The sequence below is a fragment of the Halorussus sp. AFM4 genome, assembly GCF_051194995.1.
GTDB lineage: Archaea > Halobacteriota > Halobacteria > Halobacteriales > Haladaptataceae > Halorussus.
Map to the genome: position 1 here is coordinate 323969 of NZ_JBNTJT010000005.1, position 13538 is coordinate 337506.

A 13538-nucleotide genomic window follows, 5' to 3' on the forward strand; every position below is an offset into this window, starting at 1 on the left:
ATCAGTCTCCCTCCATCACGATTCGAGGGTCGAGGTAGCCGTACAGGAGGTCAACGAGGAGATTGGTGCCGACGTAGATGACCCCGATGACCATGGTGATACCGATGATCGCGTTCGTGTCGGAGAAGAGGATCGCATTGACGCCGTACTTGGCCATGCCCGGCCAGACGAAGACGATCTCCACCAGGAAGGCGTTCCCCATCAGGAACCCGAAGTCAAGTCCGATGATGGTCAGTGAACTCGAGAACGAGTTCTTCAGGATATACTTGTATTCGATCAGGCTTCTCGGTAGCCCGTACGACTGGGAGGCGAGGACGTAATCCTTCCGCAGCTCCTCGACGACGTCCGACCGGATGTACCGGGCGATACGGGCGAGCGACGAGAGCCCCAGTGCGACTGCTGGCAGGAGGATATGTTTCGCCGCATCGACGAACGTCGCCCACTGGCCAGTGACGAGGCTGTCGATGAGGAACAGTCCCGTGATGGTCGGCGGTGCTTCCACGCCGGACGAGAGGCGTCCGGTCAACGGTAGGATGCCCAGCCACGCGACGAAGATGACCTGGAAGAGGATTGCGATCCAGAATCGCGGCATCGAGACACCGAAGAAGGCCAGTACTCGCGAAAGGTGGTCGGGCCAGCGATCTTTATGCGTTCCTGCAATCATACCGAGTGGGATGGCGAAGACGATCGCGAACAGTAGCGATACCACTACCAGCTCCAAGGTTGCGGCGAACCGGATGGCGATGTCGTGGAAGACGTTGTTGTAGGTCTGGAGGGACATCCCCCAGTTGCCTTGGAGGACACCGGTAATCCAATCGATGTACTGGACATGGATGGGCTCGTTCAGACCGAGCTCGCGCCGGAACTCCTGGATCTGTTCCTGTGAGGCCGTTGGTCCGAGCGCTGCAGCGACCGGATCTCCCGGGGCGACGCGTGCGATGATGAAGATAAGACCCGAGAGTCCGAGTAGCACCGGCACGCTCTGAAGGGTACGGCGCAGGATGAATGCGGTTCGTTTCATGAATCGTATGCGTCTGTTGGCTTGAAAGGAATCTGATTCTCGAGACAGATAACTGAATCGATGTTCGGTCGAACTATAACAATCTATCTATGCCAATCATTGAAGTAGATATCGTATCCCATGGCACCGCGATAGGTCCATCCCTTGACGGACTCGTTCATCGGCATCAAGACCGGCATCTGGGCGACGTTCAGTGACGGATAGTTATTCTGGATAATTTTCTGTGCCTCCCTCCAGTTCTCCTGTTTCTTGTCGGTCGTCTCAGCTTGGACTGCATCGTTGAGCAGGGACTGGAGTTTGTCGGTCGAGAACCAATGCCCACCATTGGTTGTCCCGAATGCCGATGGCAGGAAGAGTCCATTCAGGAAACTGAATGCCGACGGAATAGTGGCCGGGGAGAACAGGTGATACATGTGCGGCGATGTCTCCTTGGACTGCACCTTCTCGGCAAGTGCCGGGAACTGGTCTTGGACCAGTTCCACGTTCTTGATGCCGATTTTGTTCAGATTGTTCCGGAGAAGCAGCGCGGCCTTCCGGTTGGTCGGCAGGCTGGGATCGTACGAGTCCTGGATGGTGACCGAGTTGATCTCCTCCAGCGAGTACTTCGATTTCTCCAACGCTGCTTTCGCTTTCTCGAGGTCCTGTTTTATCGGGCTGAGGTTATCGTTGTGCCCCGCGAGGGAACTCGGGACCGGCCCTGCCATCGGCGCTCCACCTAGAATCTGATTAATGGCAGTCTCGTAATCGTACGCATGGGCAATCGCGCGGCGAACGTTGACGTCGTCGAGGGGTTTCTTCTGGGAATGCTGGAAGATGTAGTAGGCGTTTGTAGACTTCTTCACCTCCTTCTCCATCCGGACGTTGTCGAACTTCGCGATCTCCCGTTTCGTCGTGTCCGGGAAGAACAGATGCACCGCGTGGGCATTGCCCTGCTGGAACATCGTCTTGATCGTCGACACTTCGTTGACGAGGCGCCACTGAACCCGGTCAAGTCTGTTGTCCGGCCATCCGCGCCAGTGGTCGTCGTACGCCTCCAACGTGATCTGTGAACTCGCCTGCTGCCACCTCCCGAGCTTGTACGGCCCAGAACCTTCGACGTTCTTCTGGAGGTATCCTGAACCCCAGTCGCCACCGGACGCTTTCGGTTTTACTGCACTTTTGTTGACAATGAATAACCGAGTGAGCGCAGCCGGAAGGACGCTGAACGGTTGCTGTAGGTTGAATCGGACCGTCCTCTTGTCTACTGCAGTGGTACTACCCTGCTTGATGATGCCGTTAAACAGATAGGAGTAACCCTGTCCGATTCCAAGTAGCCGATCCATCGAGTACGCGACATCCTCGGCGGTAAGCTGGTCGCCGTTGTGGAACGTAACATCGTCGCGCAGTTTGAACTCCCACGTTGTTCCATTATTGGACGTTGACCAATCGGTCGCAACGTGTGCTGTCGGCTCTTGCGTCTTTGGATCGATGAAGAGCAGAGGGTCGTAGAGGTTGACAGCCAGTGTGCTGGTCTGCAGGAACTGGTGTTTCGCCGGATCTAGGGTTGCCACCTCACCGGACCCGATGTAAGTGACCAGATTTGCCTGATTGTTGTTCTGATTCTGAGTATCGTCTGCAGAATCTTGCGTGGTAGTTGTATCTTGGTCCGTGGGACTATTCCGGTTGTCCGGATTGTCTTGACCAGCACACCCAGCGATCAGTGTCGTACCGACCCCGATGCCGGTGTACTTAAGCATCTCTCGCCTGCGGTACTGGTCATCGTTACTGCTCACCATACGAACCTATCTCACCCCACACCGATAAAAAGGTTTGGGAGACCTCTTATATGCCCCGGCAAAATTATCCCCTTTCCTACATCGACGGTCGATTCCTACGAGTTACAGAAACGAACTGATTCAGAAGGGCCATCGGCCACTGACCTCCAATCCTCGTCGGTGATTCTCAGGGATCAATTCCTGGATATCCCCAGGGTCTGTATGTGGGACATCGACGTCAGCTGCCGCGAGCTGGAGCACTCCCGCACTGAGCACGATCGCCGTCTCCCGAAGGTCTCGTTGATCGAGCTTGTCGAGGGTGTCACCGTGCGTATGGCCCCAACCTCGACCCTCCGTCTCACGGACCGAGTTAGCGGTGACAGCGGGAACACCCCGTTGGACGAACGGCCAGTGGTCGGAGTCAGGGATGATATCACGATGGAACTCGACCGGCACCGACAGTGTCTGAGCTGCAGCTGAGACCGCTGTCTCGACGGCGTCGAATCCCATCGTCTTGAGCCGTAGTGTCCGACCTGTCCCTGCGGTGTCGACGTTCATCACAGCCTTGATCGCATCCAGGTCGTGTTCCGAGACCCACCGAGCTGACCCCTGTATCCCGACCTCCTCAGCTCCGAACCCGACGAACCGCACCCTCGTGTCGAGATCGTCCTCGACCATTGAGAGCGTTGCAGCTATCTCGACCAATGCTGCGCAACCGAGACCGTTGTCTTCGGCTCCGTCTCCGACATCGTGTGCATCCAGATGGGCGGTCACGAGCACCTCCTCGTCGGTATTCGGGCCGAGTATCGCCTCGACGTTCTGTGACGTCGCCTGCCGGGAGTCTGCGGAGACCGACAGCGAGACCGTCTGCGGCTCGTGCCGTCGTAACCATGCGGCCACCTCCTGACTCACGCCGACACCTGGTATCGCGGCAGGGGCCTTGTCGGGAGCTCCGATATGGCCTGTCGGCGGAAGACAGCCCTCCAGATCGCTTCCGAGGATGAAACCTGCCGCCCTGCCGTCGACCGACCGGCCGTACTTCTCCCAGCGGTGGACATGGGGGTGACCGGTTGGACTACCCCTGGTCGCTAGCACGTACTTATCCTCGACATCGTGTTGCTCGAACTCCTCCGGCGTCCCATGTCCGACATCGACCACGGTCGCGGAACCTTCGCTGGCAGGGCTGTTCGGTAGTGCGACTACCTCATGTGCAGCGTCAAAGGTTCGATCGTCTACCTCGATGGTTGTCTCATCTCGCCACCATCCGGTGATATCGAACGTGTTGATCTGTGTCTCACCTCCAGTGGCCGTAGCCAGCGCCTCTGCCAATGCCGTCGCTGCTTCCTTCTCGCCGTCATGACCGGCCATCCGATCACGATCGACGATCTCCTCCAGCAACCGCCAGCCACGTCTACTCCGATACGCTCTACCGATTACTGCATCAGGGAGGTTCATCTGTCTGCCCTTCGGTCACGGGTTGCCTCATGGTCGATGCTATCATCGTCGTTCAGAACTACACCGTACTTTTCTTGTGCTGCCTCGCGGGAGACGTAGCCGTCGATGACGTCGGCGCGCACCGCCTCCGGCGACCGCTCGTACGGGTCGCCATAGCCGCCCCCACCGGCGGTCCGGTTCGAGACGACCTCATCTGCGGTGAATGAGTCACGGAAGGTGCCGGTCGACTCCTCGTCGTCGGTGCCTGGTCGGAGGACGACGGCGTTCCTGGCGCCCGGTTGACCACCATCGATCCCCCAGTTGTCCGTCTTCGTCTTCTTGACCGTGGCCAGCGCCTTCGCATCCTCGAGGAAACGATAATCCCGCTGGACACCGACCCCACCACGGTGACGTCCGGCACCGCCTGAGTCCGGCCGTATCTCCAACTGTTCGATCTGGACCGGCGCCTTGTGTTCGAGGACCTCGATCGGTGTGTTCTGGACGTTCGTCTCGCTGATATGCATCAGTCCGTTCGCGCCGTCGTGGTCGTCGGTGGCTCCCCAGCCGATACCCTCGTTACAGCCCTCCATGAACATCCGCCCGGAGTCGGAATCTGTCCCCCAGACCATGATTGCGCCGAGGTCACCTCCTGACGCAGCGGGGAGGCGCTCCGGAAGCCCTTTCGCAAGTGCCTTGAAGATGACCTCGATTCCGAGCATCGACGGCCAGAGGGTGAACGTCGGCGCCGGATGGGTCGCGTGGAACAGGTTCCCTTCGGGCGCCGTCACCGATAGTGGAGCGTAATGACCAGCGTTCGACGGTTCGTGCGGAGTTGTCAACGTCTTCAGCGCCAGTTTGCATGTCGTCTCGGTCATCCCGATGGGGACGTTCACCGGGCCCTCCACCTCGTCCGAGGAGGGGGTGAAATCGACGCCGAACTCGTCACCGTCGATCGTCACCTCCACAGCCATCTTGACCAGTTCGTCGTTGATTCCATCGTCATCAAGGTAGTCCTCTGCATACCAAGTGCCATCTGGAAGGTCACGTAGTGCTTCGCAAGCCTGGTGTTCACCGTGGTCAAGGACACGCTCGACTGCAGCCTCGACGGTCTCGCTCCCATGTCGGTTATGGAGTTCCTGCAATCGTTGCCGACCGATTCGGATGGCTGCGACCTGGGCGTTCAGGTCACCCAACGTCGCACTGGGCATCCGAGAATTGAACCGGAGGAGTTCGAGGAGTTCCTCGTCGGGTTCGCCTTGCTTGTAGACCTTCGTCCCGGGGAAGAGGATGCCTTCCTGGTACACCTCGGTCGAATCGTGAACATACGCTGCATCCTTCGCGCCGATATCGCGCCAGTGTGCACGGACGACAGTGTAGCCAATAATCTCGTCGTCCTCGTCGAAGACGGGCGAGAACAGACAGGGGTCGAGGGTGTGGGCCGAGCTCCAATACGGATAGTTCATCATCACGATGTCGCCCGGTGCGAGGTTCTCCTCCCCGACGTACTCCACGCCCTTCTTGATGCTGTAGTCGTTCGCACCCAAGAACATCGTGAGGCCGGGGGAATCGGCAACGAGGTTGAGGTCGGCGTCGTAGATCGAGATGCCGAAGTCCAGCATCTCGTAGATGGTGGTGTTGTACGAGGTGCGGATGAGGGTGCGTTGCATCTCGTTCGCTGCGGAGTGAAGGTAGTTACGAACGACCTCGACGGTCGCTGGGTCCGTCCGGGTCGCCGTTCGACTCATTCGTCGGCCTCCGCGATGACCAGATGTCCGAAATCGTCGACGGTCGCCCGCTGATCGGAGTGGAACACGATAGTCGTGGTGGGCTCTCGGATAATCGCAGGCCCAGGAACGGTGTCGCCCGGGGCAAGTGAGCTCCGCGGTACGACATCGAAGTCGGTGAATGATTCCGTGGCGAAACAGTACGCTTCGGTCGTTGTCACTGGGACATCTTCGACGCTATCGGCGGACTGGAGTTCGGGCTTCTCCGTCGTCCCGACGGCTCGCACCCGGATATGGACTGCCTCGGCGGGGTCGTCCATGGCGTGACCGTACCGATCGACGTGGTGTGACTCGAACCGTTGGCCGAGCTCCTCAAGTGAACTAATATCGTCGGCAGGCACCTCGACGGTGTGTTCCTGTCCGAGGTACCGCATCTCGACGGACCGCTCAAACTGCTGCTCGTCGTCGGTGAACCCCTCATCGGCGAGCGTCTGACGTCCCTCATCCTCGAGACGCTCGAAGTCGGAGATGAGTGTGTCGTAGTCCGATTCCTCCAACACGTTGATTCGTGTCTGTGAGAAGTCGTAGACGACGTCGGCCATCAGCATCCCCCAGGCCGAGAATACCGAGGGTGCTTGCGGGATGAGGATCTCCTTCATCCCCAGTTCACGCGCGAGCAATGGGGCGAACATCGGTCCTGCTCCGCCATACGCACACATCGTGAACTCACGGGGATCGAGTCCCTTCTCGACGGTGATCTCCCTGATCGCACCTACGGTGTTGGCGAGCGTGACGTTGAAGATACCTTCGCTCGCCTCAGCAACCGACATCCCGAGGGGGTCAGCAATGCGGTCTGCGATACCCTGTCCTGCAGCGTCGGTCGCGAGATCCATCTCACCATCGAGGAACGCATCGGCATCGATGTACCCGAGTGCGACGGCTGCGTCGGTCAACGTCGGCTCCTCACCGCCCTTCCCATAGCAGATCGGGCCGGGGTTGGCGCCTGCACTCTTCGGACCCACCTTCAGAAGGCCACCGTCGAGCCAGGCGATGGATCCACCGCCTGCCCCGATCGTCCGGATGTCGTATATCGGGATCATCACGGGCTGGTTCTCGAGTGTTGCCTCATACTCGACTGCAGGGGTACCGTCCTCGATCACACAGGCATCGAGACTGGTCCCGCCCATGTCGACGGTGATGAGATCCTCGCGGTCGGTCCGTCGACCGACGAACGATGCGCCGATGAGTCCACCAGCCGGCCCTGAGAGGATTGTCTGGACCGGTGCGGTCTTGGCGTTGTCAGCCGCGAGTGCACCACCACCGGAACGGGTGATGAAGAACGGCGCCTCGAGCCCACGGTCGTGGAGCGAGTCACGGAGCTGGTCGACATATGACTCGAAGATCGGTTTGATGTATGCGTCCAGGACGGTCGTTGCGGTCCGCTCGTACTCGCGGTACTCGTTGGTGATGTCTGAGGAGAGGGACACGCTCACATCATCATATTCTTCCTTGATGATGTCAGCAACTCGTTGCTCGTGTTCGGGATTCTTGTACGCGTGGAGGAAGCAGACCGCGATGGACTCGACGTCCCAGTCTTCGACGAGTTCACGGACGGCCTCTCGCACAGCGGTCTCGTCGAGTGGTTCGACGACCTCCCCATCAGCGTTCAGCCGACCTGGGACCCCGAGACGGCGGCGTCGGTCCACCAATTGCTCCGGTCGTTGGTAGGTGATGTTATACATCTCACCTTCTTCGACGTCATACCGACCGAGTTCGAACACGTCCCGGAAGCCTTCATTGGTGATGATACCTGTCGTGGCGCCCTCCCGCTCAAGTAAAGCGTTCAGACCCAACGTCGTGCCGTGAGTGAATGCCCGGGAGTCAGCGAGGTTCAAGTCTACCTTCCCGACGGCATCCAGGACTCCTTCCTTCGGATCCTCCTGCGTGGTCGATGCCTTCTCAAGCGAGATTTCACCGGTAGAAGAGTCGAACGAAATAGCGTCGACGAACGTTCCACCGATATCTACAGCTAAATGGTCGGACATGCGTACGTCAAGTCAATACTCGGGAATCATTAAATAGTTTATCCCGCCCAATCGAAACCACCGAGCGAGATTGCTTTTGGCTCGTTAGCGGTGAGAGATCTGTTCTGCGGCCAGTTAGTGATTACGCAGGCTCGCGGTCGTCCAGGAAATCCTCTAGCTTCTCTCTTGTGTCCTGGTCCGCTTCGTACAGCGGTGGCCGGACATGTGGTCCGTGGACTCCGACGATATCGAGCGCAGCCTTCACGGCAACAGGGATAGTTTGGAGGTTCATCGCGGTCTCGATCTCCAGAATCTCCTCATGAAGCTGCCGACCTCGCTCTAATTCTCCTTCACGGGCTGCCTCGAAAAGCTCACACACCGTCTCCGGGAAGACATTCGCAGCGACGCTCGTGATACCTGTTCCGCCGAGCGTGAGCGTCGAGAGAGCTTGCGAGTCATACCCGGAGAGCACATCGAACTCCATGTCATGTGTCCGCCGGAGGAGTTCGTAGATCTGGTTGATGTCCCCCGCGGATTCCTTTATGCCTGCAATGTCGGGATGTTCGGCGAGCCGGACGGTCGCATCCGGTTCGAGATTCCGTGCCGTGCGTTTCGGGATATTGTATATGACCAACGGGATGTCGATTGCGTCGGCGATGGCCTCGTAGTGTCGGACGACGTGCTCGTTAGATGGCCAGCTGTAGTACGGATAGATGATGAGGACACCATCCGCGCCGACATCTGCAGCGTGCTGCGACAGTTGGATAGCCTCCTCCGTCGAGCTCGCCCCGGTCCCCGCAAGGACCGTTGTCGATGCGGTCTCCACCGTCGTTTCGATAACTTGCTCGTGTTCCTCGCGTGTGAGCGTCGCACGCTCACCGGTCGACCCGCAGGGAATTATCCCGTGCACACCCGCATCTTCAAGCCGGTCTATATGAGCGCGGAGTGCATCATAGTCGATGTTCCCGTTGTCGTCCATTGGTGTCGTGATCGGTGGAAGTACACCTTCTGTCACGGACATACCTCCCCTATTTTTCTGGTAGGTGTATAATGGTTCGGGTCAGGCCGATTCACGTACTCGAACAGTTTTTACAGCCGGGGCCGAATAACACGACTATATGACCAAATCCACCGGGGCGGCAGAACAAGAAAACTGTTGCAAGGTCGGGCGATTACGGCAGAAATACGACCTGACCACGATCGACGAGGATTTAACGGCAAAGTGGCGTGGCGAGGGCACGGACCAGATGAGTATCCGGGCATTGACCGATGAGTTCAACAAGCGGCTTCTCCGTGCAGCGCTTGACGCTGGGGACTTCGATTACCTTGAGGGGGAAGTGGACAACACCTATCGCATGCTCACCGATGATGACGTGACCGAAGGGGTCCGAGTGAACATCCGCCATGCCCTCAAGCGTGCAGATGTCGCCATCGAGGAAGTTGAATCGGACTTCGTCTCACATCAGACCATCTACAATCACCTGACCGACTGTCTCGATACCTCGAAGCCTGAGAAGGAAAATCACGATCCAGTGGACAAGGTCGCCAGTGAAATCTTCTCGATTCAGAACCGGACGGTTGCTGTTGCGGACAGCAAACTCGAACAGCTTCGAAACCAGGACCAGATTGCTTTGGATGAATTCGATGTCTATGTGGATGTGAGTGTCTTCTGTAAGGCGTGCCAGACGAGCCATGATCTGGGTAACCTCCTCCGGAACGGTGGCTGTCAATGCCAGGAGGAGGACGGGGTCCTCTAAGGAACGTGTCTTCTCTTGACAGGACAGCCCTAGACAGGTCTTTACAGTAGTACTTTTGTAAACGTGGTATGGACTAGCACGGTATTGGGTACTCATTACCATGAAATTCATGTTTTTCAGCGGATGGTTCCGTTATCGACGGATGTGATTTACAGTAGTACTTCTGTAAATACCTTGGCGGCGTCTCCGTTCTTGAGTCAGGGAAAATCTATTTATCCCAACTTCTCGACCTAGAGAAGTACTGTATGACCGTGCACCATGAGATCAAGCAACGAGTGTTCGAGCACGCGGACCGACACACAGAGGTGTTACGAAGCGGGCTACAGGCATCCCTCCAGGATGTCGAGACCTTCCAGCAGTGGGTGGCAGAACGACTGGAGTTGGTCGGCGCATCAACCTCGGATTTCACCCTCCAACGCGGTGATATCGAGGACCAGCCAGCGTTTCAGGAAGAGCTCGAATCTAATCCTGATGGGATGAAGTTCGGCAAGAACGTTGTCGGTCGGTTCCCCAGCCGTGAGGATACAAAACAGAGAGATGAGGCTACGACACTCCTGTTCGCACATGCAGATAAATCACCTGCCAGTTATCGGTATGCAACAGAGGGCGTTGGCGTTGACTTCGAGGGCGGACGACTCGCCGGCCCTGGCATTGCGGACGACGTCAGCGGAGTCACCGCCGCCATCGGGGCCCTTCAGACATTGGCGGAGGGTGGTTGGGACCCAGCAACTTCGGTCAGTGTGGCCAGCATTCTCGGGAAGCAACTCGGGGTCGCGGGAACATATGGTCTGATGCGACAACACGGACCAGCTGATGCAGCAGTGTACGTTCACCCCGCTGAAAGCGGACAGGGGCTGAAGGATCTCAAGGTGGGCAGCAATGGACTCTATGAATGTACCGTGATCCTGGAAGGAAGACCACCACAGACAAGCGAGACCCATCATCCGCTGTACGCCCACCAAGGTGTGAACCCGGTCGATGCTGTCGGACCTGTAACACAGCAACTACACGCTTGGACTGACGAACTTGCCGACAAACATGCACACTCAGGCGTCGAGGATGCGGCTGGAACCTCTGCCGGTGTCCTGCTCTCCGATGTCGATGTCGATGATAGCGGTCGTGCAGTCTATGAGATGCCGCAACGCTGTACGATTACGATCGCGCTCGCCTTCCCACCCAGCGTATCGCTGGACATTGTCGAGGAGGGGGTCCGTCAGACGGTCTATGAAACTGCCCAGGAGAACGGCGTCACGAGCGTAGCCATCCATCGGGGTGATCACGTGGCCGAGTCCGCAGAGACACCGACCAACACGGCAGCTGTCCAGACAGCGGATACTACAATCGAACAGGTAACAGGTCACTCACCCACCTACTACTATGGGCATACGGCCAGCGATATCCGGTACCCGATTCTGTATTGGAATGCTCCAACAGTGGGTTTCGGCCCAGAGGCCGGTGCGATGGGCGATCGCGACGAATGGATCGACCGAGAGGAGTATCTCGAGACGATCGCTACCCTTGCTGTATTCCTCGTGGAGTATACTCCCACGACGTGACCTTCGGATCCCCTCCTGTCACTGGATCTTCTTCTGACGTAAGGCACGGGTCGCTTCGTGGTCGATACTGTTGTCATCATGTAGTACGACTCCATAGGTGTCTCGCGCTGCCTCCCGGGATACATAGCCATCGATCACGTCTGCTCGAACTACCTCCGGCAATCGGTCGTGGGGATCTCCGTGTCCTCCACCACCACCTGAGCGGTTCCAAAGCCGCTCGCCAGCAGTGAATGAATCACGACATGTACCCGTTGACTCGGCTTCCTCCGTCTCCGGACGTAGGACGACCTCGTTCCGCGCGCCTGATTCCCCACCACCGATGCCCCAGCCATCGGTCTTCGTCTTCTTCACGGTGACGAGGGCGTTACTGTCAGCGGTGAATCGATAGCTACGATGGATACCGAGCCCCCCACGATGTTCTCCAGCACCCCCGGAGTCGGTACGGAGTTCGACCTGCTCGACCTCGATCGGGGCCTTATGCTCCAAGATCTCGATCGGAGTGTTGCGGACGTTGCTCTCGGTGATGTGCATCAGTCCGTTTGCGCCGTCGTGTTCATCGGTGGCCCCCCAACCGACGCCTTCGTTACAACCTAGCATGAACGATCGGCCGGTAGAGGGGTCCTCTCCCCACGTCATGAACGCACAGATATCGCCGCCCGAATGGGCTGGGATGCCGTCGAGTCCCTTCGAGAGTGCCTTGAACACGGTCTCGACACCCAACATCGACGGCCAGAGGGTGAACGTCGGCGCCGGATGGGTCGCGTGGAACAGGTTCCCTTCAGGCGCCGTCACCGACAACGGGGTGTAATGGCCGCCGTTCGATGGTTCATGCGGGGTCGTGAGGGTCTTGAGGCAGAGCTTCCCCATCGTCACTGTCTCGCCGTAGGGGACGTTTATCGGTCCTTCGACCTCGTCCGACGAGTCCGAGAAGTCGAGTCGGAACTCGTCACCGTCGATCGTCACCTCGACCGCGACCTTTACGAGCTCCTCGTTGATGCCATCATCATCGACGAAATCTTCAGCGTACCATGTCCCGTCAGGCAACTCGCGCAATGCCTCCCTGGTCTGCCGTTCACCGTGGATGGTGACCTGGTCGACGGCGGTCTCAATGGTCTCGTACCCGTACTTACCGTACAGTTCACGGAGCCGCCGTCCACCGATGTTCAGTGAAGCGACCTGCGCGTTCAGGTCACCGATTACCTTGTCGGGCACACGGGTGTTGAACCGAAGAAGTTCGAGGAGTTCCTCGTCGGGTTCGCCCTGCTTGTAGACCTTCGTTCCGGGGAAGAGGATACCCTCCTGGTATACCTCGGTCGAATCGTGGACGTACGCCGCATCCTTCGCGCCAAGATCCATCCAATGTGCACGGACGACGGTGTAGCCGATAATCTCGTCGTCGTCCTCGTCGAAGACGGGCGAGAACAGACAGGGGTCGAGGGTGTGGGCCGAGCTCCAATACGGATAGTTCATCATCACGATGTCGCCCGGTGCGAGGTTCTCCTCCCCGACGTACTCCACGCCCTTCTTGATGCTGTAGTCGTTCGCACCCAGGAAGAGTGTCAATCCGGGGGAATCGGCGACAAGGTTGAGATCTGCGTCGTAGATCGAGATACCGAAGTCCAGCATCTCGTAGATCGCCGTATTGTACGCTGTCCGGACGAGTGTGCGTTGCATCTCGGTCGCTGCTGATTGGAGGTAGTTACGGATGATCTCTACCGTTGCAGGATCGACTGTAGATTGGGCGGATGACATCGTCACCGGTCATACTCCTCCGGACAGCCTCTTGATTGTTTCGTCGCAGGAGGCGGGGACAGATTTATCATCGGTCACAGAGACCATGGAACTGTGTCAGCGTTAGAACTCGACCTTGGCGATACCGTATTGCGTGGTGAACTTCTCGAAAAAGAGGCTTCGGAGAGCGTGGACGCCCTTCACGACCTTCTCCCACTCGAATCGACCCTGTTGCACGTTCGGTGGAGTGGCTACGCGACATGGGTGAACCTCGAAGATACTGCACTTCCAGAACTCCCACGGGAGAACCACACCGTCTACCCCTCACGCGGAGATGTACTCCTCTATCCGGGTTACAAGAACGACAAGGAGCTGCTAGTGGCGTGTGGGCCGACCTGCTTCAAGAGCCCGGCTGGAGAGCAGGCTGGCAATCACGTCGCCACACTTGACGCCTCGCAAGAGACACTGAGCTCGATCGAGGCGACCACGCTCGAGGATGGCGGTCAAGATGTGACCCTTCGGATAACGGATGAGTAG

10 protein-coding genes are annotated in these 13538 nt (G+C 58.2%); 3 read left to right on the top strand and 7 right to left on the bottom strand.

The genetic code is table 11. The features are described 5' to 3' along the window. Position 1: 1 nt before the first annotated feature. From ACQUQF_RS21730 to dapA, 6 genes are all read right to left on the bottom strand, one after another. Entirely contained in the window at positions 2 to 1021 is a 1020-nt protein-coding gene (locus ACQUQF_RS21730; protein ID WP_435181301.1) for an ABC transporter permease, read from the bottom strand. Positions 1022 to 1104: 83 nt separating this feature from the next. Further along, the gene (locus ACQUQF_RS21735; RefSeq protein ID WP_435181302.1) at positions 1105 to 2796 is read right to left on the bottom strand and encodes an ABC transporter substrate-binding protein; all 1692 of its coding nucleotides are present in this window, start codon (positions 2794 to 2796) and stop codon (positions 1105 to 1107) included. A gap of 120 nt (positions 2797 to 2916) precedes the next feature. Continuing rightward, on the bottom strand, positions 2917 to 4230 hold the full coding sequence (locus ACQUQF_RS21740) for a M28 family peptidase (protein ID WP_435181303.1): 1314 nt from the start codon (positions 4228 to 4230) through the stop codon (positions 2917 to 2919). Next, positions 4227 to 5954 carry a hydantoinase B/oxoprolinase family protein gene (locus ACQUQF_RS21745; RefSeq protein WP_435181304.1) on the bottom strand — a complete coding sequence of 576 codons (1728 nt, stop codon included), beginning with the start codon at positions 5952 to 5954 and terminating at the stop codon, positions 4227 to 4229. The genes ACQUQF_RS21740 and ACQUQF_RS21745 overlap by 4 nt, the downstream gene beginning before the upstream one ends. After that, positions 5951 to 7978, bottom strand: coding sequence for a hydantoinase/oxoprolinase family protein (locus tag ACQUQF_RS21750; protein WP_435181305.1), 2028 nt, complete (start codon positions 7976 to 7978; stop codon positions 5951 to 5953). The genes ACQUQF_RS21745 and ACQUQF_RS21750 overlap by 4 nt, the downstream gene beginning before the upstream one ends. A gap of 121 nt (positions 7979 to 8099) precedes the next feature. Next, positions 8100 to 8978 (bottom strand): 4-hydroxy-tetrahydrodipicolinate synthase, encoded by an 879-nt coding sequence (gene dapA / locus ACQUQF_RS21755; protein ID WP_435181307.1) that lies wholly within the window; start codon positions 8976 to 8978, stop codon positions 8100 to 8102. A 97-nt stretch (positions 8979 to 9075) separates the two neighbouring features. Between dapA and rdfA the strand changes: the two genes are divergently transcribed. Together rdfA and ACQUQF_RS21765 are read left to right on the top strand one after the other, a co-directional pair. Continuing rightward, positions 9076 to 9714 (top strand): rod-determining factor RdfA, encoded by a 639-nt coding sequence (gene rdfA, locus ACQUQF_RS21760; protein WP_435181309.1) that lies wholly within the window; start codon positions 9076 to 9078, stop codon positions 9712 to 9714. 245 nt (positions 9715 to 9959) lie between these two features. Next, entirely contained in the window at positions 9960 to 11270 is a 1311-nt protein-coding gene (locus ACQUQF_RS21765; protein WP_435181311.1) for a M20/M25/M40 family metallo-hydrolase, read from the top strand. Between the two features lie 18 nt (positions 11271 to 11288). Here the strand turns inward: ACQUQF_RS21765 and ACQUQF_RS21770 are convergent, their stop codons facing one another. Beyond that, positions 11289 to 13022, bottom strand: a complete 1734-nt coding sequence (locus tag ACQUQF_RS21770; protein WP_435181313.1) for a hydantoinase B/oxoprolinase family protein — start codon at positions 13020 to 13022, stop codon at positions 11289 to 11291. Positions 13023 to 13115: 93 nt separating this feature from the next. Between ACQUQF_RS21770 and ACQUQF_RS21775 the strand changes: the two genes are divergently transcribed. Further along, positions 13116 to 13538, top strand: coding sequence for a DUF3830 family protein (locus ACQUQF_RS21775; RefSeq protein ID WP_435181315.1), 423 nt, complete (start codon positions 13116 to 13118; stop codon positions 13536 to 13538).